Origin of the sequence: Bacillus sp. CHD6a (genome assembly GCF_001293645.1) — a bacterium.
Lineage (GTDB): Bacteria > Bacillota > Bacilli > Bacillales > Bacillaceae_I > Sutcliffiella_A.
Map to the genome: position 1 here is coordinate 42,707 of NZ_LBMD01000016.1, position 26,414 is coordinate 69,120.

28 protein-coding genes are annotated in these 26,414 nt (G+C 40.2%); 19 read left to right on the top strand and 9 right to left on the bottom strand.

All coding sequences use genetic code 11. The features are described from left to right. Positions 1-150: 150 nt before the first annotated feature. The 6 genes from ilvC (at position 151) to AAV98_RS13075 (ending at position 7,312) form a co-directional block, all read left to right on the top strand. Positions 151-1,176, top strand: coding sequence for a ketol-acid reductoisomerase (gene ilvC, locus AAV98_RS13050; protein ID WP_060666010.1), 1,026 nt, complete (start codon positions 151-153; stop codon positions 1,174-1,176). After that, entirely contained in the window at positions 1,163-2,713 is a 1,551-nt protein-coding gene (locus AAV98_RS13055; RefSeq protein ID WP_060666011.1) for a 2-isopropylmalate synthase, read from the top strand. The genes ilvC and AAV98_RS13055 overlap by 14 nt, the downstream gene beginning before the upstream one ends. Then, positions 2,710-3,801 (top strand): 3-isopropylmalate dehydrogenase, encoded by a 1,092-nt coding sequence (gene leuB / locus AAV98_RS13060; protein WP_060666012.1) that lies wholly within the window; start codon positions 2,710-2,712, stop codon positions 3,799-3,801. Before AAV98_RS13055 ends, leuB begins: the two co-directional genes overlap by 4 nt. A gap of 221 nt (positions 3,802-4,022) precedes the next feature. Beyond that, complete coding sequence (gene leuC / locus AAV98_RS13065; RefSeq protein WP_060666013.1) at positions 4,023-5,444, top strand: 3-isopropylmalate dehydratase large subunit; 1,422 nt, start codon at positions 4,023-4,025, stop codon at positions 5,442-5,444. Next, a complete protein-coding gene (leuD, locus tag AAV98_RS13070; RefSeq protein WP_060666014.1) occupies positions 5,444-6,034 on the top strand; it encodes a 3-isopropylmalate dehydratase small subunit in 591 nt (196 codons plus the stop codon). Before leuC ends, leuD begins: the two co-directional genes overlap by 1 nt. 312 nt (positions 6,035-6,346) lie before the next feature. Continuing rightward, positions 6,347-7,312: a DUF6612 family protein gene (locus AAV98_RS13075; protein WP_060666015.1), complete on the top strand. Its 966-nt coding sequence runs from the start codon at positions 6,347-6,349 to the stop codon at positions 7,310-7,312. A 43-nt stretch (positions 7,313-7,355) separates the two neighbouring features. Here AAV98_RS13075 and AAV98_RS13080 read toward each other — a convergent pair whose 3' ends face one another. Continuing rightward, positions 7,356-7,907 carry a hypothetical protein gene (locus tag AAV98_RS13080; protein ID WP_060666016.1) on the bottom strand — a complete coding sequence of 184 codons (552 nt, stop codon included), beginning with the start codon at positions 7,905-7,907 and terminating at the stop codon, positions 7,356-7,358. Positions 7,908-8,013: 106 nt separating this feature from the next. Here AAV98_RS13080 and AAV98_RS13085 point away from each other — a divergent pair, with 106 nt between their 5' ends. The 4 genes from AAV98_RS13085 (at position 8,014) to AAV98_RS13100 (ending at position 11,083) form a co-directional block, all read left to right on the top strand. After that, positions 8,014-8,940, top strand: coding sequence for a phosphatidate cytidylyltransferase (locus tag AAV98_RS13085; protein ID WP_060666017.1), 927 nt, complete (start codon positions 8,014-8,016; stop codon positions 8,938-8,940). 85 nt (positions 8,941-9,025) lie between these two features. Beyond that, a complete protein-coding gene (locus tag AAV98_RS13090; RefSeq protein WP_060666018.1) occupies positions 9,026-9,958 on the top strand; it encodes a nucleoside hydrolase in 933 nt (310 codons plus the stop codon). A gap of 36 nt (positions 9,959-9,994) precedes the next feature. Then, on the top strand, positions 9,995-10,558 hold the full coding sequence (locus tag AAV98_RS13095; RefSeq protein ID WP_156317764.1) for a sugar O-acetyltransferase: 564 nt from the start codon (positions 9,995-9,997) through the stop codon (positions 10,556-10,558). A 132-nt stretch (positions 10,559-10,690) separates the two neighbouring features. Continuing rightward, positions 10,691-11,083, top strand: a complete 393-nt coding sequence (locus tag AAV98_RS13100) for a hypothetical protein (protein ID WP_060666020.1) — start codon at positions 10,691-10,693, stop codon at positions 11,081-11,083. Between the two features lie 20 nt (positions 11,084-11,103). On the opposite strand, the gene AAV98_RS13105 is transcribed toward AAV98_RS13100, so the two are convergent. Continuing rightward, positions 11,104-12,246: a glycosyltransferase gene (locus AAV98_RS13105; RefSeq protein WP_060666021.1), complete on the bottom strand. Its 1,143-nt coding sequence runs from the start codon at positions 12,244-12,246 to the stop codon at positions 11,104-11,106. 456 nt (positions 12,247-12,702) lie between these two features. Here AAV98_RS13105 and AAV98_RS13110 point away from each other — a divergent pair, with 456 nt between their 5' ends. Continuing rightward, positions 12,703-13,500, top strand: coding sequence for a nucleotidyltransferase domain-containing protein (locus AAV98_RS13110; RefSeq protein WP_231687744.1), 798 nt, complete (start codon positions 12,703-12,705; stop codon positions 13,498-13,500). A 132-nt stretch (positions 13,501-13,632) separates the two neighbouring features. Beyond that, positions 13,633-14,277 carry an SDR family oxidoreductase gene (locus AAV98_RS13115; protein WP_060666023.1) on the top strand — a complete coding sequence of 215 codons (645 nt, stop codon included), beginning with the start codon at positions 13,633-13,635 and terminating at the stop codon, positions 14,275-14,277. Between the two features lie 373 nt (positions 14,278-14,650). Here AAV98_RS13115 and AAV98_RS13120 read toward each other — a convergent pair whose 3' ends face one another. The 4 genes from AAV98_RS13120 to AAV98_RS13135 all read right to left on the bottom strand — a co-directional run bounded on the left by AAV98_RS13120 (position 14,651) and on the right by AAV98_RS13135 (position 18,849). Next, on the bottom strand, positions 14,651-15,733 hold the full coding sequence (locus AAV98_RS13120) for a GerAB/ArcD/ProY family transporter (protein WP_060666024.1): 1,083 nt from the start codon (positions 15,731-15,733) through the stop codon (positions 14,651-14,653). Positions 15,734-15,800: 67 nt separating this feature from the next. After that, complete coding sequence (locus AAV98_RS13125) at positions 15,801-16,034, bottom strand: hypothetical protein (RefSeq protein WP_060666025.1); 234 nt, start codon at positions 16,032-16,034, stop codon at positions 15,801-15,803. A gap of 2 nt (positions 16,035-16,036) precedes the next feature. Next, positions 16,037-17,245: a Ger(x)C family spore germination protein gene (locus AAV98_RS13130; RefSeq protein ID WP_060666026.1), complete on the bottom strand. Its 1,209-nt coding sequence runs from the start codon at positions 17,243-17,245 to the stop codon at positions 16,037-16,039. Further along, entirely contained in the window at positions 17,245-18,849 is a 1,605-nt protein-coding gene (locus AAV98_RS13135) for a spore germination protein (RefSeq protein WP_060666027.1), read from the bottom strand. Before AAV98_RS13135 ends, AAV98_RS13130 begins: the two co-directional genes overlap by 1 nt. A gap of 175 nt (positions 18,850-19,024) precedes the next feature. On the opposite strand from AAV98_RS13135, the gene AAV98_RS13140 reads away from it, so the two are divergent. The 4 genes from AAV98_RS13140 (at position 19,025) to safA (ending at position 21,705) form a co-directional block, all read left to right on the top strand. Continuing rightward, positions 19,025-19,603 carry a YdcF family protein gene (locus tag AAV98_RS13140; protein WP_060666028.1) on the top strand — a complete coding sequence of 193 codons (579 nt, stop codon included), beginning with the start codon at positions 19,025-19,027 and terminating at the stop codon, positions 19,601-19,603. A gap of 128 nt (positions 19,604-19,731) precedes the next feature. Next, a complete protein-coding gene (locus tag AAV98_RS13145) occupies positions 19,732-20,199 on the top strand; it encodes a threonine/serine exporter family protein (RefSeq protein WP_060666029.1) in 468 nt (155 codons plus the stop codon). 12 nt (positions 20,200-20,211) lie between these two features. Beyond that, the gene (locus AAV98_RS13150) at positions 20,212-20,955 is read left to right on the top strand and encodes a threonine/serine exporter family protein (protein ID WP_060666030.1); all 744 of its coding nucleotides are present in this window, start codon (positions 20,212-20,214) and stop codon (positions 20,953-20,955) included. Between the two features lie 129 nt (positions 20,956-21,084). Further along, positions 21,085-21,705 (top strand): SafA/ExsA family spore coat assembly protein, encoded by a 621-nt coding sequence (gene safA / locus AAV98_RS13155; RefSeq protein ID WP_082380889.1) that lies wholly within the window; start codon positions 21,085-21,087, stop codon positions 21,703-21,705. Positions 21,706-21,757: 52 nt separating this feature from the next. On the opposite strand, the gene AAV98_RS13160 is transcribed toward safA, so the two are convergent. Genes AAV98_RS13160 through nagA form a run of 3 tightly spaced genes read right to left on the bottom strand, consistent with a single transcriptional unit; the run spans position 21,758 to position 24,435 of the window. Beyond that, positions 21,758-22,483 (bottom strand): GntR family transcriptional regulator, encoded by a 726-nt coding sequence (locus tag AAV98_RS13160; RefSeq protein WP_060666031.1) that lies wholly within the window; start codon positions 22,481-22,483, stop codon positions 21,758-21,760. A 19-nt stretch (positions 22,484-22,502) separates the two neighbouring features. Beyond that, on the bottom strand, positions 22,503-23,240 hold the full coding sequence (gene nagB / locus AAV98_RS13165; RefSeq protein WP_060666032.1) for a glucosamine-6-phosphate deaminase: 738 nt from the start codon (positions 23,238-23,240) through the stop codon (positions 22,503-22,505). A 4-nt stretch (positions 23,241-23,244) separates the two neighbouring features. Beyond that, positions 23,245-24,435: an N-acetylglucosamine-6-phosphate deacetylase gene (gene nagA / locus AAV98_RS13170; RefSeq protein ID WP_060666033.1), complete on the bottom strand. Its 1,191-nt coding sequence runs from the start codon at positions 24,433-24,435 to the stop codon at positions 23,245-23,247. 190 nt (positions 24,436-24,625) lie between these two features. On the opposite strand from nagA, the gene AAV98_RS13175 reads away from it, so the two are divergent. The 3 genes from AAV98_RS13175 to AAV98_RS13185 are packed head-to-tail and all read left to right on the top strand — an operon-like array spanning position 24,626 to position 26,032. Then, the gene (locus tag AAV98_RS13175; protein ID WP_060666034.1) at positions 24,626-25,132 is read left to right on the top strand and encodes a GNAT family N-acetyltransferase; all 507 of its coding nucleotides are present in this window, start codon (positions 24,626-24,628) and stop codon (positions 25,130-25,132) included. Between the two features lie 11 nt (positions 25,133-25,143). After that, entirely contained in the window at positions 25,144-25,482 is a 339-nt protein-coding gene (locus tag AAV98_RS13180) for a hypothetical protein (RefSeq protein ID WP_060666035.1), read from the top strand. Between the two features lie 7 nt (positions 25,483-25,489). Next, the gene (locus AAV98_RS13185) at positions 25,490-26,032 is read left to right on the top strand and encodes a GNAT family N-acetyltransferase (RefSeq protein ID WP_060666036.1); all 543 of its coding nucleotides are present in this window, start codon (positions 25,490-25,492) and stop codon (positions 26,030-26,032) included. The last annotated feature ends 382 nt before the right edge of the window (positions 26,033-26,414 follow it).

The window sequence follows — 26,414 nt, forward strand, 5'->3', positions numbered from 1 at the left end:
GGTGTGAGACTCCTGGGGGGGATAACGGTAGGTTGAGACCCCGCAACGAAGTGAGGAGGCTCAAGCACCGTCCCCCGGAAAGCGACGCCTGGAACGAAAGTCATCGGGAGTTCGTTCAAATACTTATATTTTCCCAAGGAGGAATTTCAAATGGCAGCAAACATGTATTATAACGACGACATCTCCCAAGCAGCACTTAACGGAAAAAAGGTAGCAGTAGTAGGCTACGGATCCCAAGGACATGCGCACGCACAAAACTTACGTGACAGCGGCGTAGAAGTAGTAGTAGGCGTTCGACCCGGAGGCTCTTGGGATAAAGCAAAAGAAGACGGATTCCAAGTATACTCCGTGGGAGAAGCAGTCGCCCAATCAGACGTCGTAATGGTCTTACTTCCTGACGAAAGGCAGCCGGAAGTATATAAACAAGAAATTGAACCACATCTAACAGAAGGAAAAGCATTAGCATTTGCCCATGGCTTCAATGTCCATTTCCATCAAGTGGTTCCTCCAAAAGACGTGGACGTATTTCTAGTCGCACCCAAAGGTCCAGGCCACTTAGTAAGACGCGTTTATGAAGAGGGCGGAGGTGTACCTGCACTCTTTGCAGTCCATCAAAATGCATCAGGAGAAGCAAAAGAAGTCGCTTTGGCTTACAGCAAAGCAGTTGGTGCGGGAAGAGCAGCCGTAATGGAAACAACTTTTAAAGAAGAAACAGAAACAGATCTATTCGGAGAACAAGCAGTACTTTGCGGTGGAACAACTGCGTTAGTAAAAGCAGGATTTGAAACGTTAGTGGAAGCAGGTTACCAGCCAGAAGTCGCCTACTTTGAATGTCTGCATGAATTAAAATTAATCGTTGATCTTTTATATGAAAATGGATTAGAAGGAATGCGTTACTCTATCTCAGACACAGCTCAGTGGGGTGATTTTACCGCAGGACCACGCGTAGTCAATAACGGTACAAAAGATGAAATGAGAAAGATCCTTTCGGAAATCCAATCCGGACAATTTGCCAAAGGATGGGTACTTGAAAACCAGGCTAACCGCCCAATGTTCCACTCTATCAATGAACAAGAAAAACAACACCCACTCGAAGTGGTTGGAAGGGAGCTCCGCGCGAAAATGCCATTCATCCAATCGAAGAAGAAAGGAGTCGTTGGCAGTGCGAAAGGTTGACATATTTGATACTACACTACGAGACGGTGAACAGTCAGCAGGAGTGAACCTTCATCCCCACGAGAAACTGGAGATTGCCATTCAGTTAGAAAGATACGGTGTAGATGTGATGGAGGCAGGGTTTCCTGCTTCCTCCTATGGGGACTTCCAAGCAGTCCAACAAATTGCTAGGACCATCAAAAAGTCAAGAGTGGTCGGTCTTGCCCGTTCCGTGAAATCGGATATTGATACCGTCTATGAAGCGGTAAAGGATGCCGAAATAAACGGAATCCATGTGTTTTTAGCAACCTCTCCCATTCATATGGAATACAAATTAAAGAAAAAGCCGAAAGAAGTGGTGGAAGCAGCTGTTCAGGCAGTCGAATACGCAAAACGTTTTTTCGATCATGTTCAATGGTCTGCTGAAGACGCAACAAGAAGTGAATGGCCGTTTTTGGCTCATATTATCGAAAAGGTCATTGATGCTGGCGCAAATGTCATCAATCTTCCTGACACGGTAGGATACACGACTCCAGTTGAATATGCTCAACTAATCACATATATTCGGGAACATGTACCGAATATCCATAAAGTTAAACTATCTGCCCATTGCCACGACGACCTTGGAATGGCTGTTTCCAATTCTCTAGCGGCCATTCAAAGCGGGGTCGATCAGATTGAAGGAACCATTAATGGAATTGGGGAACGTGCAGGAAATGCTTCCTTGGAAGAAATCATCGTAGCCCTTCAAATTAGAAAAGACGTGTACGAGGTGGAAACAAATATTGATTTAAAACAAACGATTAGAACTAGCAATCTTGTCAGTAAACTGACCGGCATGATTGTTCCTCAAAATAAAGCGGTCGTAGGAGCGAACGCTTTCGCTCATGAGTCAGGAATTCACCAGGATGGAGTATTGAAAAACAAGAGTACCTATGAAGTGATCAATCCAGAGATGGTAGGGCTGCATTCAAATAAAATGGTCCTTGGCAAACATTCCGGCAGTCATGCCTTTAAGCAAAGATGTGAGGAACTGGGACTTTTCTTAAACGAAGAAGAAGGTAAAAAGCTGTTTAAAGCGTTCAAGGATCTTACAGTGAAAAAGAAAGAAGTAACCGAGGACGATATTTTTGCCTTAATGATGGATTCATCCGTTAAGGGACTTTTCCCGCATTACCGGATGGAAACTTTACAAATTTCTTACGGCTCCAATATTATCCCAACCACCACTATTGCCATCAAAACAGAAGACGGGGAGGTGCTCCAAGAATCTGCTACAGGCAAAGGAAGTGTGGAATCTGTTTATAATACCATCTCTAGGATATTGCAAAAAGAAATCTCGCTACTTGATTATCGCATTCAATCTACCACAAACGGTAGTGACGCTCTTGCAGAGGTGTATGTAAAAATAAGTTGCGATGGTGAGGTTTCAAGCGGAAGAGGAATCGAACACGATGTGTTGGAAGCTTCTGCAAAAGCATATCTAGATGCAGTTAATCGCTTATCTATAAAAGAAAAGTTTGCAAGATACTCAGCAAAAGGGGTGGAGGTAGGATGAGTCAGTTTACAATCAGTGTCCTGCCTGGTGACGGAATCGGCCCGGAAGTCGTAAGGGAAGCGATTCTTGTATTAGAGCAGGTGGCCAGTAACTTTCAACATACATTTACGTTTAATTATGGCAAGATCGGGGGAGTTGCTGTCGATGAGACAGGAACTCCTCTTCCTCAAGAAACGGTAGAACTATGTAAAAACAGCCAAGCAGTCCTATTAGGAGCCGTAGGAGGACCAAAATGGGATCAAGAAACACCGGATAGAAGGCCCGAAGCTGGTTTGCTCGGAATTCGTAAAGCATTAGAACTTTATGCCAATCTCCGTCCTGTCACCTTATTTGAATCTCTTATCCATGCTTCTCCCTTAAAAAGAGAAGTAGTTTTAGATACAGATATTTTGATTGTCAGGGAACTGACAGGCGGCATTTATTTTGGAGCTCCACGGGAAAGAAGACAGGGGAAGGATGGTCTAGAAGTAATTGATACCCTTCACTATACGGAAAAAGAAATGGAACGCATCATTCGAAAAGGATTTGAAGTCGCACAAGGAAGAAAGAAAAAACTTACATCAGTTGATAAAGCAAATGTGTTGGAGAGCAGCAGGCTTTGGAGGGAAACGGCCAACCGGATTGCAAAAGAATATCCTGATGTTCAATTGGATCATATGCTAGTAGACAATGCGGCCATGCAATTGGTCAGAAATCCACGGCACTTTGACGTTATCGTGACAGAAAACATGTTTGGAGACATTTTAAGCGATGAAGCCTCCATGCTAACAGGCTCCCTTGGCATGTTACCTTCCGCAAGTCTCGGGGTAGACGGTCCAGGCCTTTACGAACCGATCCACGGTTCTGCACCTGATATTGCCGGCAAAAATATTGCCAATCCGTTGGCTACCATCTTGTCAGCCGCCATGCTACTCAGGCATTCCCTCGGATTAGAAGAAGAAGCAGCATCTGTCGAAAAAGCAGTAGACCTAGCACTAGAAGAAGGCTACCGCACCCATGACATCGGCACAGAATGGGAACGCGTTCTAGGAACAACCCAAATGGGAGAAGCCGTTAGGAGTTATCTGAGAGCGTCAATAAAGAGTTAGCAAGTTCCAAAGTAAGTAGTATTTACCTGTAGATTGAAGTGCAAGGTGTGAGACTCCAGCGGGGGAGTAACGGTTGGTTGAGACCCCGCAACGAAGTGAGGAGGCTCAAGCACCGTCCCGCGGAAAGCGAACACCTGGAACGGAAATCGAAAGGAGTTTCAAAGAAAACCAAACTTTTTGTAACAAATTAATACACATATAAAACACGGAAGGTGAGTGACATGCAGCCAAGAACACTATTCGAGAAAATTTGGGATCGTCATACAGTAGTAAAAGAAGAGAACAAACCAAGCCTGTTGTACATCGACCTCCACTTAGTGCACGAAGTCACCTCTCCTCAAGCATTTGAGGGACTCCGTCTGTCAGGAAGAAAAGTAAGACAACCAGACCTAACATTTGCAACCATGGACCATAACGTCCCAACTATCAACCCGTTCCATGTGACAGACGAAATCGCCTCCAAACAAATGACGACATTGGAAGCAAACTGCAAAGAGTTTGGAATTAGACTTGCAGATCTTCACAGCACAGAACAGGGAATTGTCCATGTAATCGGACCGGAACTAGGCTTAACATTACCAGGCAAAACCATCGTTTGTGGCGATAGCCATACCTCCACACATGGAGCTTTTGGTGCATTGGCATTTGGAATTGGTACAAGTGAAGTCGAGCATGTTCTTGCCACCCAATGCCTGTGGCAGTCAAAACCTAAGACATTAAAGATTGATTTTACTGGACTCAGACCACTAGGAGTCTCTGCCAAAGATCTTATCTTAGCTGTAATTGCAAAATTTGGTACAGATTTTGGAACTGGGTATGTACTTGAATTTACTGGTAAGGTAATAGAAGAGATGTCCATGGAGGAACGGATGACCATTTGTAATATGGCAATTGAAGCAGGTGCCCGCGCTGGACTTGTGGCACCGGATGAAACGACTTTCTCCTATTTAAAAGGAAGAAAATATGCGCCTGTTGGAGAAGAGCGAGACAAGGCGGAAGTGGAATGGTACGCATTACGCTCAGATGAAGGTGCGGTTTATGATAAAGAAATCCAATTTGACATAACAAACTTAGAACCACAGGTGACATGGGGGACGAATCCCTCTATGGGTACAAGTATCAGTGGTAGGGTGCCTGATCCTGCTACTATAGAAAATGAAGGGGAAAGAAAATCAGTCGCACAAGCAATAGACTATATGGGGCTGACCCCTGGAATGAAAATCTCAGATATCACGATTGATTATGTGTTCATCGGTTCCTGTACCAATTCCCGTATTGAAGATTTGAGGAAAGCTGCTGAAGTCGTGAAAGGCAGAACCGTCTCTTCTCATGTTACAGCGCTTGTCGTTCCCGGCTCCAAACAGGTAAAAAAACAAGCCGAGGAAGAAGGACTTCACGAGGTGTTTTTAGAGGCAGGATTTGAATGGAGAGAAGCAGGATGCAGTATGTGTCTCAGTATGAACCCAGATGTTGTTCCTCCAGGGAAAAGATGTGCTTCTACCTCTAACCGCAATTTTGAAGGCAGACAAGGAAGAGGTGCCCGAACGCATTTGGTCAGTCCTGCAATGGCCGCTGCTGCAGCGATTAGCGGCAGATTTGTCAATGTGAATGAATGGCGATATGAAAAAGAGGAGGTGGTCTGATGGAAGCACTCATCAACCATATCGGCAAAGTAATTCCTTTGGACAAGGCAAACGTTGATACAGATCAAATTATTCCGAAGCAGTTTCTAAAGAGAATAGAACGAACAGGGTTTGGTCAATTTCTCTTTTATGATTGGCGCTTTGAAGCAAATGGAGAAAAGAACGATTCTTTTATCATGAATGATCCCAAATTGAAAGGTGCTTCTATTCTTCTGGCTCGAAAGAATTTTGGCTGTGGATCTTCTCGTGAACATGCACCATGGGCACTGAAGGATTATGGAATCAAGGTGGTCATTGCATCATCCTTTGCAGATATCTTTTACAACAACTGCTTTAAGAATGGAATTTTACCGGTTGTTTTAAAAGAAGAAGAGGTGGAGGAGCTTTTTAAGAAAACAACTAAACAGGCTCTTGAACTGGAGGTGGACTTAGAGTTCCAGGAGGTTTGTGTTGGAGAAGATGTACGGTTTCATTTTGAAGCAGATGAATATCCGAAGCAGATGCTGTTGAAAGGACTGGACGATATTGGTCTGACAGAAATGTACATGAAAGAGATTTATCAATATGAGCAAACAAGAAGAGTCTACTAAATTTGAGAAGGCCATCATCTCGTACGAATGGGTGATGGTTTTTGTTGTGGAGACGTGTGTGACAGGTAAGCTTTAAACGCCAGAACCGCCGGCTGAAGTTGAAGAACAGTCTAATAGAATTTCACTAGATAGGTATATTTAACTATTTATCCCCATTTCTGAAACTAAATAACATCCCATATCGTATCATCTATAGGAAAACAAAGAGTTTACTAGAAAGATATAACTTTTTGTTCATATTGTTATTTTTATCCTGTATGAGGGTAAAAGAAAATAGTCAATAAAACACAACAGGGAACAGGAGAGGATTATGTGAAAGCTTTGAAAATGATGTTGGTGGGAATCCTGGCTGTCATGTTACTAACAGCTTGTGGCAATTCCTCCAATGGGGCAAGTGGGAATGCTGAGGGAAATGCAGAAGCCGAAGAGACGACTAACCAGGAAACAACCAATGCGGCTTCTGAGGAAGAAAAAGTTGATACGACAGAAGAAACTGAAGCACAAAAAGCGCTGACTGCCGAAGAAGTTTTACAAAAATCCACTGAAGCCATGTCTGGACTTTCTAGCTACTCAATGGAAATGATCTCAGATCAGGAAATTTCCATGGCAAATGAAGAGACTATTAAAATGGTTACCACCACGAAAACTGATATGTCTTTAAATCCTATGGCCATGTATCAGGTGACTTCCATTGAAGATGCTGATGGAATGATGGAGGGCATGGAAAATGTATCGTATTTCTCTGAAGCCGGTTTCTTTGTATATGATTCCATGGCAGGTCAATGGTATAAAATGCCGGAAGAATTTACAGCTCAGTTAAACGCAATGTCTGAAATGCAAGGAAATCCCGCAGAACAGTTAGAGATGCTGAAAGACTACACGGATAAGATTACAATGACAGAAGAAGAAGACCACTATGTGTTGAACTTTGAAGGATCTGGTGAACAATTTAATGAAATGGCTGGAATAATTGGTGGTATGATGGGAGACGGCATGGGGGAAATGATGCAGGAGATGCTCTCCATGATGACAGTTAATCAATTAAATTATTTGGTTCATATTGATAAAGAAAGTTTTTATCAAACTAAGGTTTTATTAAATATGGATATGGAAATGGATGTTGACGGGGAAAAGGTGTCAAGTATTCAGGTAATGGATTCAACCTTAACGAACTTCGATGAAGTTGGGGAAATTACTGTCCCTCAAGAAGTCATTGACAGTGCACAAGAAATGACACAAGAAGATCTTGAACAAATGGAACAGCAAGGCAGTTATTAAAAAAGATACGGGAGGAGCCATCTAAAGGTTCCTCCCTATTCATTTAAGTCAATCTCGATTTTACAGGATGATAGTCATAAAGTTTTCCTTCGTAAATCCATTCTAGTCGGTCGCTTTGCCTGAAATCATCAGGTGTAACAAGGGAGGGGAGTTTATCCCATAACTTGATACCGGATCGGTGAAGAACATCTGAGACGAACTGGGAACAGAAATAACTGGAATCAATTTCTACAGGCTCGTTTATAGAAACGCCAATCACGCCTAGCAAATTATAGAACCACTTTGTTTCTTTCTTTTGAAAGACCCCTATGATTCTCCGCATTTTTTCCACTTCCCGATGAGTCACGGCCATTTTATATATCACACATGTTGTGCCAGGATACTTTCTATACGTTCCATTTTCCACATCTTCCTGAACAAAGCCACCGTTGAAAGGGTTACTTGGCCGTTTTCTGCCAAAGCTATATAACTCCTTTAAATCACTGTCAAACGAAAGGGAGACGTGATTATATGGGGCTTTCGTGTACTTCTTTATGGACTTGGTAAATAAGGTACCAGTATCAGTAAGTAATATGTATACATATGTATCTCCCACATTCCCCACACCTTTGAAAGAATTATTTCTATTATTATATTATATAATTTCTCTTGACCAAAATTAACCATTAATTTCATAATAATAGGTAGATAGGGGGATTATTATGTTTATCTTTGAGAAAGAGGCAGTCATAACATTATTGGTTATTGCATTAGGCTTAAGTGTGTTTAGTATGACCTTTTACATAGTGAAAAGGAATACCACTTCTAAGGATTTCTCAGATTTATCAGTGCGGGTGAAAACATGGTGGGGGATGCTTGCTGTATTTAGCATTGCGACGTTGTTTCATCCAATGGTATCTTTATTAGCCCTTATGTTTTTATGTTTTTTTTCATTAAAAGAGTATTTCTCGATATTGCGAACCCGTAAGGTCGACAGGCAATTATTCTTATGGGCGTATCTCTCCATCCCTATTCAGTTTTATTGGATCTATATCGGATGGTACGGAATGTTCATCGTGTTTATTCCAGTCTATGTATTCCTCTTCCTGCCGCTTCCGAGGATTCTTGGGAAAGGAACGGTTGGTTTCCTTCGCTCCGTCTCCTCCACACAGTGGGGATTGATGCTCATGGTATTCGGTCTAAGTCACCTGGCATTTTATCAGGTTGCAAGCCCGGAATATGGTGCAAACCTTGTCTTATATTTGGTTGTACTGACACAATTACATGATGTGATTCAGTATTTGATTTCACTTTATATCGGGAAAAAGAAGGTTATTCCATCATCCAACCCGAACATCACCTGGGAGGGCTTTTTGATTTCTACTTTTGTCACTACAGGAGTTTCCTACAATCTGTTTGCCTATTTAACTCCATTGAATGAGTTGTTTGGGTTGTTATCAGGTTTAATTGTTAGTGTTGCTTGTTTTGGAGGCAGTTTAGCAGTATCAGTATTGAAACGTGATCTGTTAGTGGGGGATGATGAGAAAGCATCTGTGCTGAAGAAAAGCTATTTAACGAGGGTAGATAGCCTTGCATACTCTGCTCCGATTTTCTTTCATGTTATCCGGTATTATTTTGATTTTATGTAGATTTAAACAAATCCTTCTTTTGTATCACATAATTTTACATGTCGCCTAATATTTTACAGTAATAGGATATTGGGAGGAATGATGTATGAAGCTGCTTATTTTCTGTGATCCAGGTATTGATGATGCGGTGGCTTTAATCTATGCGCTACTTCATCCCGAAATAGAAGTACTGGGACTTGTATGCAGTTATGGAAATGTGGATAAGATCACTGCAGCAAATAATGCAGCGCATATTTTGAAAATGGCTGGCAGGTTGGACATCCCAATATTCAATGGTGCAGAAATGCCAGTCTCCGGAGAACTTGCCAACTACTATCCTGAAATTCATGGACAGGACGGTATTGGTCCTATAAAAGTAAAAAAAGGTTCCTGGAATCTTAGAATTCGAAACCTTGGTGAAGTATTTGAAATTATTAAGCGTAATAAAGATTTAGTCATTGCTGACCTAGGTAGATCGACTACTTTGGCTGCGTGTTTTTTATTAAACAGAAAAGTAATGGGAGAGGTAAAAGAGCTTCATATTATGGGCGGAGCTTTCATGGTCCCTGGAAATGTTACCCCTGTAGCCGAAGCAAATTTCTTTGGAGACCCTACCTCAGCCAATTTATTATTAGCTCACGGTAAGAAAGTGTATCTTACCCCTCTAAATGTCACTCAAAAGGCAATTATTACAAGTGATTATGCGGAGGCCCTTGAGTACTATACTAAAAATAAATTTAAAGAAATGTACATTCCGATAATTAACTATTATGCGAAAGCCTATTCAAAACTAATGCCTGGAATTGAAGGGGCTCCGTTTCATGATTTGTTAACGGTTTATTCTGCCGCTCATCCAGATAGGATGCAGTACTTGGCTAAAAATGTGCATGTCGTTGTAGAAGGCAAAACACGTGGGAAATCATTTGCCGACTTCCGTCATATGGAAGAGGATAGTGAGAGTAAACATTACATCGCCTTGGGATTCGATTATGAGCATTTTTTGCAAGAAGTTTTTCAAGTATTAACAAGACCCCTATAATAAGAGAAGTTACAACAATGAAAGGGGAAAATAAAAATGATTTCTGAAAAAGAAAAAATGCTCGCTGGCGAGTTGTACGAACCCTGGGATACAGAGTTAATGAAGGAAAGAGCCAATGCTAGAAGACTAAGTCGACTAATCAATGAAACTACTGAAACTCAAAGTGACCGGAGAGTAGAACTCCTTAAGGAACTTTTTGGATCCACGGGGGAAAATGTCTTTCTCGAACCGAACTTTCGTTGTGACTATGGATACAATATCCATGTAGGCGAAAACTTTTTTGCCAACTTTGACTGCTGCATCCTTGATGTGTGCAAAGTAGAGTTTGGCGATAATTGTATGCTTGCGCCAGGGGTACATATTTATACCGCAACTCATCCCATCGATCCTGTTGAAAGAAACAAAGGACCTGAATACGGAATTCCAGTCAAAATAGGCAACAACGTCTGGATCGGCGGTAGTGCCGTCATTAATCCGGGTATCACAATCGGGGACAACGTGGTTGTCGCATCCGGCGCTGTTGTGACGAAAGATGTGCCTCCAAATGTAGTCGTCGGAGGAAATCCAGCCCGAATCATAAAAGAAATAAAAGTAAAATAAAGAATCTATCATGTTTTCTAGTAATCGTTGCATATAATGTAACGATTCTTCTTTTGTATTTTTTTATGTATCAGGGCTTCTAGTCTAGTTACGGAACTGTACATACTAGTGTTTTTGGTGGGAGGGACGGTTTTGGAAAAAGAAGAGCATTCCTTTTATGATCAACCAATAATAGCCTTTGGCTTGCCAATACTAATTATGCTGTTTGGAGTATTTTTGCTTGTGGAAGCACACAGTTCAGGGAAACTGAAATACATCCCTGTGGTATTCATTCTACTTGGGTTATCCGAAATTATCCGTGCTGTGATGAGACGTCATTACCGTCCGACAAAGAGGAAACGTGCTGAAATTAATCAAAAAAGTGGACATGTTGCTTATATTCTTATGGCATCAAGTGTGGTATGTTCAGTGTTGCTTTTGATTATGGAGCGTATTTCGGTGGAAATGGTGTTGTATGTGCAGTTGTCTATGGCAATTGTGGTATATCCATTGTTGAAATTAATTTTTCTTGTGCGGCACTATTAAAGTGACGGGGGGGGTTCCCGTCACTTTTTAAGTTCTTTAATGGAGTAGAATGTTCCTCTCCAAATGATGCCGCCTCTTTGGAGAGTGAGGATGGTTGCTCTTGCTATACTGTACATAAAAAGTAAGACAGTAAGAGGAAAGACTATTAAATATATATTTGCACCTTTTGCCATCTTGTTTGCTGTTTCGTTGTAAGCTAGAACTAACATCCATATACTGAGAGCGTATACCAGTTGAGTGGTTCCGGTCGTCATTAACAAAGCGATAAAAGGGAAAAGTTGTGATAAAAATAAACCGCTTATGGCAAATAACACCATAAAGTAGCTGTAAAAGAGGCCTGCAAAGGTGTTCTTCTCCAATCCGATAAGTGCCGAACGCAGGTCAGGGTACCATTCTACTTGAAGGTGTTCCAACGCCAGAGCCAAATGTTGTTTCATTCCTGCCTCTTTAATCTGCCTGCCAAGCATCAGGTCATCATCTGGTCTCATTTTTATATTTTTATGGGTACCTATTTTCTCATAAGCGTCTCGAGATAAAAGGTTGAAAGCTCCAATGCCAATGGCAGACTTACTTTTAGGATCAATGGATTTCCAAGGCCTTTTAAAAAAACCAAAGCCAAAAAGGAAGAAGGATACAAAGGCGTTGGTCCAGAAACTGCTTCCTTTTAAATTTGGAGCAAGCGTTAAATGGTCGAGATTCTTGTCTTGAAAATTTGTTAGGGCTTTTGAGATGGTATCTATTTTGAATAGAATGTCTGCATCGGTAAAAAGGATATAATCACCTTTGCTTTGAAGGAAGCCTTCATACAATGCATGATTTTTTCCTAACCATCCATCTTTTAGTTTTTTTATATGAATACATTTCATTCTCGGTTCTTTTTCGGCCAACTGTTCCATAAGGGTGCCAGTACGATCAGTAGAACGGTCGTTAACGACAATCCATTCTATATTGTGATAAGTTTGCTGAAATTGAGATAGCAAACTAGCTTCTACATATTTCTCTTCATCCTTGGCAGCAACAATAATAGACAGAAGAGGACCATCACTATCTAAAGATCTATCTTCTTGAATATTTTCCAATTTAGCTATTTTTTTCATACCTAGCTTAGCATCCATCCAAACAGCAAACCAGAAAAGAAGGGTGAATATTGCTAAATAAAGCATCCTTTTCCCTCCAGTAGTTGATTCCTGTATTTTACCAGAAGCATGGTGGAAATAGCACCTATGGAGGTGTAATCGTAAATAAGAAGTTGACTATGAGTATTCTAACTTAAACAGAGGCTATTACTTGGGAAAAGGTATAAGAAAGTTGTAGATTTGTATGGGTTGGGTAATCAAATTTGTCTTTTTTGCGCAGCACAGATTAAACTTCTACCTTTTATCTCTACCTTCTACCTTAAATGTTCGACCATCTACATTTCCCAGCCGTACTTCTACCTTTTTTTCTAACTGTTATACCATTAAGCTATTTTTGTCTAGATCAAATTAAGATTCAAATAAGTTATTCCACTCTTATGAAGGAATTTACATATTTTTGTAGAAATATAAACCAACAACCAGCTAGAAGTTGATTTATTATGTGTGGGATTTTTAACTAAACATGAACAAAGAGATGCTTGCTTGCCGACAGAACGGGAAAAATTGAGAGAGGCGATATACAAGGATTTAGTTCAAGACACAAAAATTTTAGCTTTCTTCTATGGAGGTTCTCTTGCTAAAGGCAATGCCGACTTGTATTCCGATTTAGATTTACGAATTGTTGTGGAGGACTCTGCCTACGAAACTTATCGCTTGAATAAAAAAGAACGCGCAACAAACTGGGGTGATGTGTTATATTATGAAGATTTTCCGTGGGCATCATATTCCATCGCTCATTTTCGTTCTTTTATTAAAGTAGACACATTTTATTACCGGCAATCTGATTTGCACCCTTCTCCTTATTTGAAGTACCTTTTAATTGAACATGATCCTAATGGGATTATCTCTCAGTTAAGAGACAAGTCCCAATCAATAGACTATCCATTTTCAGAAGAAGAATTCGAAGTTTGGCGAGGCAAATTCTTTGCTTATCTGCATGAAGTTTATCGACGGGTTCAACGTGGTGAGTATCTTTATGCTTTTCAGATGGTTCATTCCTTGAGCTATTCCATAGTAATCGGTTGGTATGTAGAAGCAGGGGAAGTCCCTAACTCATTTGGGGACTGGTCTAAAGTTGAAGGCCCGAGAAGTCCATTGAGTTTGCAGCAGCTGAGCCTACTAAAACAATGGGATACTGGAAAGCGAGATGCGAAAGAATTGTTTTCTATTGCAAGAAGTCAGACAGAAGAGTTTATACGAATTCAAGGTGTTCTTGCTGAGAGAGTTGGTTCCCCAGTAAATCAAGATTTGCTTCATGAAATAATGGATATGGTTCTCTGAGTGAAAAGCAGCATGTGCTATAGCATGTTGCTTTTTTCCCTTTTTAGGGAATAGTATCTGAGAGCAATTTATTTGCAATCCATATATGCATTTGCAATAATGCATTACAAAAGTTAAGGGAGAGTGTTATCGATGAAAGTAACTGTAGTAGGAGCTAACGGACAGATTGGAAAACAACTCGTGCATTTTTTAAAAAAGGAAGATGGATACACTCCTATCGCGATGGTTCGGAAAGAAGAGCAAGCAGATAGTTTCGCAAAAGAGGGGATTGAATCAGTATTGGCTGATTTGGAAGGTTCCGTAGATGATCTTGTGAAGGCTTTTAGTGGCAGCGATGCAGTGGTGTTCACTGCGGGATCTGGCGGAAGCACAGGCTCAGATATGACATTGTTGATCGATTTAGATGGAGCGGCAAAAACAGTCGAAGCAGCTGAAAAAGCTGGTATTTCCCGTTATGTGATGGTAAGTGCATTTCAGGCTGACAACCGGGAAAACTGGAATGACGAGCTTCGTCCCTATTATGTCGCCAAACATTATGCGGATAAGGTATTAATGGCAAGTGACTTGGACTACACCATTGTGCGACCTGGTGGTTTAGTCAATGATGCAGGTACTGGCAAGGTGAAAATTGGGGATAATATTGAACCTGGATCCATCGCTAGAGAAGATGTGGCGAAAGTATTGCTTGCGGTACTGGGTGCTAAAAACACGTATGGCGCTTCTTTTGACGTAGTTGGTGGTGACCATGGTATAGAGGAAGCTGTTAGTGGTGTTTAATTAAGGCAAAGACTGTCTCAAAAGATGAGGCCACTGAAAAAGTCATTGATTTTAGATGTTTTTTTGACGCCGCTGTTGATTTCCGCAAAAGGCTTCGCTTTCCTAGGGGCACTGCTGGAGCCTCCTCGGCAAGCCTGCGGGGTCTCCAGCTAGCGCTATATCCCTAAGGAGTCTTCGCCTTTTGCTCCAATCACCAGCTAGGAATCAATAAAAACTTTACGTTTTCAGTTATTCAGTGGCCTCAAAGAATGAGGCAGCCTTTTGTGTGTTTCGTAGCGCATCGAGTTAGAGGGTGACAAATAAAACGGGCTTCTATTATAGAACAAAGGAGGCAACATACTCAACATACTCCTTTCTGCAACATTATCTTTCTTTAATTTTTCTTGAAAAAGCCAACCAGCCATATCAATAAAGGAAAACCTAATCCAAATATTAATGTATACAATTCAAAAACCGGTGTAAATTCTATTAAGTATGAAGAGTTTGGAAAAATGATTAAAGATAAGATAAAGAGGATCATTCCTATCGGAAAGGTCAAACGCTTGTAATCTCTAATTTCCAAAGTCTCCGCAAGCCCTGACGTAACAACATAAGTAAGAATGGTGAGTTTAATAAAAACAGTGATAAACCAAATCAATGCCATCATTGCTTCAATCCGTTGAAAGAACTCTCCGATGTTTATTCCTTTTGTCAAATCATAGCTTGGGTATACACTTCTAGTTGTTTCATTCACTCCCATTACTAGTACAGAAAGCGTGGATATAATGATAAGAATCCCCCCGCCTATAAGCACTCCAAGTAAAAATCCACTTCTCCTATTTTCAGGTTTATTCGTATATGGAATGATCATTAAGAAAACAATCAATTCCAAGAAAGGAAACGTGAACAATGAAATGGAAGCTCTAAAGATAGGTTTTAACCCAAATTCAAAAACAGGCTGTATGTTGTGAATTTCCATTTTAGGAGAAATAGTGAAAAAAAGGACCAAAAACAAGATGAAGAGGAAGGGTAGAAACACTTCCGATGCTCGTGCAAAAACCTCCAGACCTAATCGCACAGCATAAAGAACTACTGCCAGAAAAAGAATAAGTATGGCATCTATTGGTGTTTCTACTATCATTACGGTTGTCATGAAATCTCCAATATCTCTTAATACAAAACTTGCCAATACTAAGGTGAAACAGCTGAAAAAAATAAAAGAAACCGTTTTTCCCAGCCACTTTCCCAATAGTACCTCTAAGTATTGTGCCAGGTTTAACCCGTTAAATCTTTGTGCTATCGAGCAGTATAGCAAGACAGTGAGCAGACCCATGCTCAAACCAAGGATTCCTGCAATCCAGCTGTCTTGTTTTGCAGTAGCAGCTAAAATGGAAGGAATGATTAATATAGCGGTACCAATAGTATATAAGGCGACTAATATTGTAAATTGTCGATTGCTTATTTTCCCTCTTTCCATTTAATCCCTCTTCAGTTCGAATTATTTGTTATATACAAAAAATGGAATGACCCTAAATTGAAAATAGTTAAAAATCTAGTATTTTTTTACTCAATGGCTCTAATATTATTTTTATTAAATCCAACGGAGTGGGAATTTGATAATTCAGTCCATATGCAATCCACAATGTAAAACCGATACTTAAAAGAATGACAAATACCCAGAATTCCTTTTTGTTTTGCTTTCTTTTTTGCCATAAAATTTTCCCGTCGATCATGATAATGAGAAAGGTCGAAGCTAATGCAATTAAGATGCTCCACATTTTTATGACCCCTCTAATTCACTAATGAAGGAATTTGTTCTTTTGCCAAATTTTCGAATGGACACTTCCACATCTATGTTTACTGTCATAGTCGAAAATTTTTCATCCCAGTTGTTTTTTACTGTTTTCCAGTATTTTGGATTGGAACGATGTACGTCTAATCCAAAGCCGAATATATCAAGCTTATATTCTTTTTGAGCAACTTTAATGGACTGCATCATTACGTCTTTTATATCTGCTTCTGTTAGCTTTTCAAGGTCTTTAATGGATTTTTGTTTTGTTAAATCTGCAGAACAACTTATTTCACCGATGTTGCCCTCCGCTTTTAAACTAAGACTTACTTCAGGATGATTCGCTTTTACATCGCTTTTTCTTTTTTGGTTGGTACGAAGAAGCTCGATGGAGACGTGACCGTTCTCTCCATTCGGGCATGGAACTACGACAATTGTACTTTTTACGTTGCCGTTTATATAATTGACTCCTTTGCTTTCATCCACACTTAACCACCCTTGAAGTTTGTCCATTTGGAAAACAGAAAAACTTGTGAATTTTAAACGGCTAGGAGGGTCACTAGATTGGAGGTTTTCCATCATTTTTCCTGAGTTATAGTCACCTAAGATTTCAATGCCAGATATAACAGGTTGCTTTCCAGAAACGACCAAATCTTCAATCAACTCCCCAAGTGTAACCCCAAGGGTCGGAGCCCAAACGTCTTGTGACGTTTCTAATTTTGAGAACATGTCTTGAGCTGGAATTTTTTCAACAGGGGGTATAATAGACAGCACGTCCGATGCTTTTGAATTTTTGGCAATTAATATGTAAAAATCTGGACGCATTTCTTGATCTCTTACTAAAAGATCGAGTGATTTGCTGAATCCTTCTCTAGCTAATTCTTCTCCTATTACGAGAACACGGAGGTGGGGATAGAAGGTTTTACGTGGTGCTGTCGTTGTTAATTTTCTAATTGCTTCAAAAATAGTTTTTCCTTTTTCTTGATATATCACAACAGGAGCTCTCGTACCACTTCCTTGTAGATTAGAAATCTCTCCAGAATTCACTAATTGTACCGTGGCAACGAACTGTTCGCCCTCTTTATCTATACCCAATGCGACAGCTATCCCCAGTTCACCTAATTCCCGGCTATTCCAACACCCTGACGAGAAAAGGAGAAAAGGAATGGAAAACAGAATAAAAAATGCGGTTTTTTTCACTATCCTTCACTCCTTTTTCCTAATTGAATGTTTTGGCTTGTCATTTGATCTTCCCTAACATTATTTTTTTTGCTGACAAGTCTTGGCCTTGTATACCTTTTCCAAGTTGGCAATCTCCACAATGTGTCTTTTTGATCTTCCTTAACAAACGGAGAGATTGGAGTCAAGAAAGGGACTCCAAAAGACCGTAGACTGCATAAATGGAGAGTAAGTAAAAACAACCCAATGGTAATGCCGAATAATCCGAAAGTAGCCGAAAAAATAATAAATCCAAATCGTAAAATTCGAATAGATATCGCCATGCTATAGGAAGGCAGGGTGAAATTTGATATTGCCGTAATCGAAACGACAATTACCATCACTGCAGAAACAATTCCTGCTTCAACAGCTGTTTGTCCTATAACCAAAGCACCAACAATAGATACTGTTTGGCCAATGGCTTTTGGAAGTCTTAAGCCCGCCTCCCTTAAGATCTCAAGCGTGACCTCCATCAACAGTGCCTCTATAACAGCAGGAAAAGGGACTCCTTCTCGTTGTGCGGCTAGGTCAATCAATAATGTAGTTGGAAGCATTTCCTGATGGAAATTTATTAATGCAATATATAGTGATGGGCCGAGCAACGAGATAAAAAAAGCTAACACCCGAAGCATCCTTAACAGAGTTGCTATATCCCATCTTTGATAGTAGTCTTCTGCAGATTGAAAAAAGTGAGTAAATAGAGCAGGTGCCAATAAAACGAAAGGTGTCCCATCTACAAAGATAGCGACTCTTCCTTCTAGTAAACCTGCTGCGATAACATCGGGACGTTCCGTATTATAGAGAGTGGGAAAAGTAGTGTAAGTTTTATCCTCTATCAACTCTTCTATATAGCTGCTTTCCAGGATGGAATCTATTTCAATGAGCTTGATGCGATTTCGCACTTCTTCCACAATTTTCTCATTTGCAATTCCTTGGATATGAACAATAGCTATTTCAGTTTTGGTCACCTTGCCAACTTGCAGTTCTTCTATTCTAAGAGATGAATCCTTTATCTTTCTACGGACAAGTGAAGTGTTCGTCCGTAAAGTTTCGGTAAATGATTCTTTCGGTCCTCTTACTACATTTTCTGTGGAAGACTCATTGACTCCTCTTTCTGCCCAACCACTGATATTTATTTTCAGCCCCGAAGTTACCCCATCTATTAGCAGTATTGCCCCTCCACTAAGAATCGCACTTTCCATGTCTTGAAGGTGATGTAATTCTGTTGTTTCAGCTATGGGGATTGATGTGTTTTTTAAAATTGTTGTAACATTGTCCTTTTCTAATGAATCCACCGTTACTTGGTTATCTTTCATCTGAAACATGAAGGCGTCCAAAAGGTCTTCCACCATTTGTTTATCTACAAGGCCATCTAAATAAATCATACCTACATGAAGCTTATGATCTTCTCCAAATTGAATTTTTCTAATTACCAAATCAGAACTATTACCATATAAATCTTTGAAAGTAGCCAGATTCCGCTCTAAATTTATATCTAACGCGGAGGCGTCATTATTTTTTTGCGGTAATTCCGTTTGGGTATTTGCTGATGTTGATTTTCTGGATTTTTTCTTGAAGAAGGACATAGAAATCGCTCCAGGGTTTTTTTCACTAGTTTGCCTTGGTTCGACCTTATTATTCATTCAAGAGCAATTTTCACTTTTTGTGCGAAATAGATTTAATTTCTTATAACAATAAACAAATTCTATCTATATTACGTTATATAATTAAATGACTATAACAGAAAAAGGAATAATGAAGATGAAAATAAAAAAGAGAGTAAAATTTGTGGGGAAAATGGTTGCTGTTGCCCTGGCAATCTACGTCATCATCATCCATTCCCTTATCTATCAGACTGCTAAACAAGAACCCCCAAAAGGTGTAGATTACCTAATTGTCCTTGGTGCAAGAGTGAAGGGGGACATGATGACGAAGGCTCTATTGTTCAGAGTGGAAGCAGCTCTTGAGTACCTTGAAGAAAATCCCAACACCAAAGTCATTGCATCCGGAGGTCAGGGACCTGGTGAGGATATCTCAGAAGCGGAAGCAATGAGGAGATTTTTTGAGGCTAAAGGGATTGAAGAGGAAAGAATCATTCTGGAAGACCGATCGACTACCACTTTTGAAAATTTATCTTTTTCAAAAGCATTGATGGAAGATGGGGCTTCTGTCGCCATTGTAAGCAATGATTTTCATATGTATAGGGCATCCGTTATTGGAAAAAGACTGGGCTATGCAGAGGTACACACACTTGCTGGGAAGACTCCTACCATTGCCATTATTAAGTTATGGTCAAGGGAGTATTTTGCAGTGGCAAAGACGTGGTTGGTTGACAAATAGTAGAAGACCATAAACTTGTAGTTAGTAAAGCAAGCATAAAATCCCTGCTGAAACCTCCAAAAAAGGAGGTTTTTTCTATCTCCGCTTTCCTATATAATAATCAGTACTAGAATTAATGAGGTGACAGCATGCTGTATATACTTTCACAATTGGGGTTCAGCTTTATAGCAGCGGCAGGTTTTGGGGTTCTTTTTAATGCACCGAGAAGGGCATTATTCCATTGCGGCACGGTTGGGATGATTGGCTGGATTTTTTACATATTATTGGCCGATTCCGGGGTGGATCCAGTGGTGGCTTCGTTTGTTGGGTCGTTTATGGTGGCGCTAGTAGGACATATTATGGCGAAGCGTTTCCGGATGCCCATGATTATTTTTAGTGTTGCTGGGATTATCCCACTTGTACCAGGTGGTCTGGCGTTCAATACCATGCGGAAAATTGCAGAAAATGATTATCTTGGAGCCATTCCATTAGCGGCAAAAGCATTTATGATTTCAGGTGCCATTGCAATGGGGCTTGTGTTTGCTGAGGTCATCATGCAAGTTATTATGAATATCATAAAACGAGTATCGGTGAATACGAAACGTGAGGTGAGCTAGGTGACGAAGAAAATGACAGAGCGGGAAACGGAGAGAATCCTGGAAGTCTGTCTCCTTGCCGGAAGAATTATGATGGAAGGGGGAGCAGAGACCTACAGGGTGGAAGATACGATGACAAGGATCGCAGCATCATATGGTATCACAGAAACGCACAGTTTCGTTACACCTACCGGAATCATCGTTTCGCTTCAAGGAGATAATCCTACACGATTAGTAAGAATAAATTCTAGAACAACAGACTTAGAAAAGGTTGCACAAGTCAATCAGATTTCTCGTAAAATTGCAGATGGACAGTTGTCATTGCAAGAGGCTCATCAATCGCTAATCAAATTAGAGGAGTCACATCTGCTTTTTCCAATAAGCTATCAGATTCTAGCTGCTGCCTTTGTAAGCGGCTCTTTCCTAATAATGTTCAAGGGAGTCTGGACGGATTTCCTACCTGCAATGCTAGCGGGTGGTTTGGGTTATTCCGGTTTATTACTGATACAACATTACACCAGGGTTAAGTTTTTTGCAGAGTTTTTCGCTTCATTGATTATTGGTCTTGTTGCACTGGCAATGGTGACATTTGGAATTGGATTGGAGCTGGACAAAATAATAATAGGTTCTGTTATGCCGTTAGTTCCAGGATTGCTTATCACCAATGCTGTTCGTGACCTAATGGTAGGGCATTTCGTTTCAGGTTTATCTAAAGGAGCGGAAGCGCTTTTTACAGCCTTTGCCATTGGAGCAGGTGTGGCGGCCGTATTTATCTGAACCGCCATCTCCTAAAAGACACTGGAAGATATTTCTCATTACAGTTATGACAGGCAATTAACAGTATATTTCGTTATTTTACAATAATTACTTGTTTTCAAAGAGGGGAAAACATATTAGATTAATAGTATGAAAACTTTACAGAAAGTCCTCATAACTTTGTCGGTTGTCGCACTAGTCTTAGGTGGAAATTCAGCTGCCTTCGCAGCTACTACTCATACGGTTCAGTCCGGTGATACGATGTGGAAGATTGCGGTGAAATATCAAGTGGGAGTATCCGAACTGATTGCTGCCAATTCTTCTATAAACAATCCTGACCTAATCTATCCAGGTCAAAGAATTACTATTCCAGAAAAAGGAGAGGGGCAAACGCAAGAAGAGCAAGTTGCTAAATTAGTAAACCAGGAACGTGCTAAGTATGGGTTAAAGCCTTTGAAGCTTAACTGGGAATTATCCAGAGTCGCAAGATATAAATCTCAAGATATGATTGATAAAAGATATTTTAGCCACACATCACCAACATATGGATCTCCATTCGATATGATTCGTAACTTTGGTATTTCTTACCGATCAGCAGGTGAAAATATTGCTGCTGGGCAAAAAACACCACAAGAGGTCATGAATGCTTGGATGAACAGTGAAGGGCATCGTAAAAATATCTTATCCAGCCAATATACGGAAATTGGAGTGGGCTATGCGAAAGGTGGCCAATATGGTCATTACTGGACGCAAATGTTCATCTCTAGATAAAACGAAAGGCGGTACCTCAAACAAGATGGTACCGCCTTTTCTTATGAAAATGTTAATTCCGCTCCATCTTGATCTGAAACTTATAACGGTCTCCTCTATAAACGGATTTGACTAGTTCAAGGGGGGTTCCATCATGGAGAAAGGTGTTCCGTTGGATATACAGCATTGGATGATCTCTCTCAATATCCAATAGTTTTTCATGTTCTTCAGAAGCCTTTACGGATTCTATCAATTGTTCCGCATGTGTTATTCGTAATCCCAACGTCTCTTCTACATAAGAATAGATAGAGGCTTTAACCTCCTCTTCAGTAAGGCCTTTTACCAAGTTTGCAGACAGATAGTTTGTTTCAAGTGCCATTGGTTCCCCATCTGCAAGGCGAATTCTCTTTATTTCATATACAGGTGCATATTCACTAATCTTCAGTTCTTTGGAAATAAAACTATTTGCAGGTATTATCTCAAAATGAATAAGTTTACTAGTTGGGGTCATGCCGCGTTTCTTCATATCTTCGGTAAAGCTAGTCAAGCCTTGAAGGGGCTGTTCAATTTTTTTTTCGGAAACAAAAGTGCCACTTCCTTTTTTTCGATAAAGAAGCCCTTCATTAACAAGGGAATTGATAGCCTGTCTTACCGTCATTCTACTTATTCCATAGCTTTCGGCGTATTCTCTTTCTGATGGAATGGTTTCACCAGGCAAGATGAATCCTGCTTCGATCTGTTTTTTGATATGTGATTCCAATTGATAGTAAATGGGAATTGGCGATGATTTATCAATCATTTAGGGTGTTTCGCTCCTTTCAAGCAATGATGCTGGAAGTGTCGAGTATGGATTGGTCTGCCATGATCTTTACGCATGGATGTTTCTTCAAAATAGAAGCGGGGAAGTCCTCTGAAATCTCTCCGTACAACAGTTGCTCAAAGGCTTCTCGTTTGTTGGCTCCTGCTACAAGAAGAAGAATCTCTTTGGCGTTCATGATAGAGTCAATTCCCATTGTGATAGCATGTGTCGGTACATCTTCTATATCCTGAAAAAATCTAGAGTTAGCCTTTCGAGTAGAGTCAGTCAACTTCACAATATGTGTTCTGCTTCCAAAAGAAGTACCTGGTTCGTTAAAGCCAATATGACCGTTTGCGCCTAGACCTAAAATTTGAAGATCGATTGGCCCATGTTTCCGTAGTTTCTCTTCATAATAACTACACTCAGTTTCTGAATGAGCGCTTATTCCATCGGGTATAAACGTTGATTCATTTCTAATATCAATATGCTGAAAAAGATGTTTCTCCATAAAGGCATAATAGCTGTTAGGATTTTTTTTGCTCATCCCCACGTATTCATCCAGATTAAAAGTGGTTACTTGACGGTAGCTTGTGCCCATCGTTATATGGTCCTTTATTAAATGTTCATACATGCCAGTAGGTGTGCTGCCTGTGGCAAGGCCAAGCACCATATGAGGATTGTCTCGAACTTTCTTTGACACATAAGATGCTGCTTCCTTACTTAACTCCTCATAAGATGGGGTGGTGATGATATCCATGCATTTACTCTCCTTTATATGAAAGATTCCCTTTACAAAAGGTCATTTTAACTTGCATTTTTTCATCTAAAATAACAATGTCTGCATCCTTACCGATTGCAATGCTACCTTTTCTATCCCAAACCTTCAATCTTTTGGCAGGGTTCACGGAAGCCATTTGGATCGCTTCTTGAAACGTACAATCGGTAAATTTTTTTATGTTCCTCACAGCGTCATTCATTTTCAGAACACTTCCTGCTAGCGTTCCATCTTCTAGAAGCGCAGTATGATTCTCCACAAACACTTTTTGCCCTCCTAGCTCATACTCTCCATCTTCCAACCATTTCGCCCTCATCGAATCGGTTATCAATAGGAGATTATCAACTCCTTTTGCCAGAACCGTCGCTTTTACCATGGCAGGATGAATATGAATGCCGTCTACAATCATTTCCAAAAAGAGTTCAGGATGAGCCAAGCCGGCACCAGCTACGCCAGGTTCACGGTGATGACTCCCGCGCATTCCATTGTAAAAATGAGTAATATGCTCAGCACCGGCTTCTATTGCCTTCACTACCTCTGTATATAAAGCGTCGGAATGTCCGATGGAGGAGATGACTCCGGTTTCAGAAAGGTACTTGACCAGCCCCAAGCCATCTTTTCTCTCAGGTGCCAACGTAACCAATTTAATATGATTTCCTGACTCTGCCTGAAAGTGACGAAATGTGGCTACTGATGGCTCTAAAATATAGGCAGGTGGCTGAGCACCAGCACGTTTTTCATTGATAAAAGGTCCTTCCAAATGTACACCCAAAACTTCGCTGCCAACATGACTAAAGTTTTGGCTAGTAATAAAACTGTTCACATTCTGTAGTGCCTTCTCTAGTTCCGTACTTTCTTGGGTAATGGTAGTTGCTAAAAAACTAGTGGTACCCTCTTTTGGTAGAGTGGTTGCCATGGCCATGATACTTTCCCTTGTTGCATCCATCACATCTGCACCATTTATGCCATGAATGTGGATGTCAATAAAGCCTGGTGAGGCATATAAATCTTCCGATAAATGAATTTCAGGTAAATTTTCATCATTGGAGTAAAGATTTATGGACCCAAAATCAGCTATCTTCCCTTCTTTGATGATCAAATAACCACTTTCTATTATTTCCATTTCCGTAACTATCTTCATAGAGAGGAGGGAATAATTAGTTGGTTGAGAAGCCATATCAAAGTCCTCTTTTCCTAGTTAGTATATGCTCAGCATAGCAAAAATATGTCTAGTTGTATATACCAATTACCTTATTGGTATATACATTTATCATCCCTAAATTACAAAATAAATCTGTCCAATTTTCTTATGAAATAATATACTATTAACAGAATAAAAGCATAGAATACTAGAAAGGTGAATCATCATGAATAACTTATCTATCCATTTAAGAGATGCTGTTTTAGAAGACCTACCTATAATAGTTTCCATCTATAATTCCACCATCGAAAGCAAGATGGTGACGGCAGATACTTCTCCTGTTACCGTGGAAAGTAGAAAGGAATGGTTTGATAAACATAATGCAAAAAGACCACTAAAGGTAGTGGAACTAAATAATCAGATCTGTGCCTGGATCAGCTTTCAAAACTTTTACGGCAGACCGGCCTATCAGGCAACAGCTGAAGTTAGTATTTATCTTAGCGAAGCAATAAGAGGAAAGGGACTAGGGGCAAAAATATTAGAAATAGCAATGGAAGAGTGCCCAGTTCTTCAGATTGAGAATCTATTGGCATTCATTTTTGCACATAATGTCCCAAGTATACGATTGTTTGAAAAGTATGGATTTGAAAAGTGGGGATATCTCCCTGGTATAGCGGAACTTGATTCTATAAAAAGGGATTTAGTGATTATGGGGAGAAGAATAGTAGAGTAGGGGGAAGTAGAATGAAATGGAAATGGGTGCTCGTCATTTTCACAGGAATACTACTAGTAACAGGGACACTACTTGCATTTAATGAGGAAGTAAGGGGAGCGCTGAAATTAGCAGTTTCCAGTTCACCTATCGTAACTCTTTCCTCAGAAGAAGATTCCACAACGGTCATGGCGAAAATGGACAACGGTACAGGGGTGCAGGATGTTCTTTCCCATGTGGAAGAAGAAGGCTGGGAATTTGAAGAACAACTAGGTTCTACTTTTCTTTTTTCAAAAGGTGATGAGAGCCTAGTTATAATGTTGAAAATGTGGACAAACCAATATATCGTAGCAGAGATGACAGAAGGGTAGGGAGTTTATGCTAAAGCCGGTACCAATGCTCAGAACGGAACGACTTCAATTAAGAAGTCTAACGTTAAGAGATTCAGAGGTTATTTTTTCTTATTTTTCCCAACCGGAGATGACGAAATTTTACGGAATGGAGCCTTTCCAAACAAAAATCGAGGCAGATAAATTCATTAAAGATTTCATTGATGACTATACAACTCTTTATAGATGGGGGATTATCGAGAAGGAAACTAATCGTCTCATAGGAACATGTGGTTTTCATGCCATATCGGAGAAGCATCAACGAGCGGAAATAGGCTATGAAATAGATATTCCTTATTGGGGAAAAGGCTATGCAACAGAGGCAATCGGGGCGTTGGTCCATTTTGGGTTCGAGGCGATGGATTTCCACCGTATCGGTGCAAATGTTTATCCAGAAAATGTGGGCTCGAGAAAGGTTCTAGAAAAAGTTGGGTTTATTCATGAGGGTCTTCTAAGGGGATATCTATATCAAGGTGGAAAATTTCATGATGCAAATGTATTTTCCATACTTAAGCAAGACCATGAACAATAATACGGAAAGAATTACAGGTCGGAACAACAACTTTCCAACCTGTAATTTTTTTTGAAAAGGTTTAGAAAGCTTGTTAATCCGTTGATTTACCTTCCAGGCGCTTCGCTTGCCTGCGGGGGTCCGTGGGCCTCCCTCACAAACAACGCTTGAAGCCACTGAAAAATTGATAATGTATAGTTTTTATGATTCCTAGCTGTTGATTGGAGCAAAAGGCAAAGACTCCTTAGGGACCTAGCGCAAGGTGGAGACCCCGCAGTCGTAGCCGCAGCGATTAACCAATCAACTTGAATTTAATTTCAGAAAAATCCATTTGTTAGAATATACTGTAATTTTTTCTGTTATTATTATAAGATAGTAATTAGGATGGCTTGGCATGCATTTA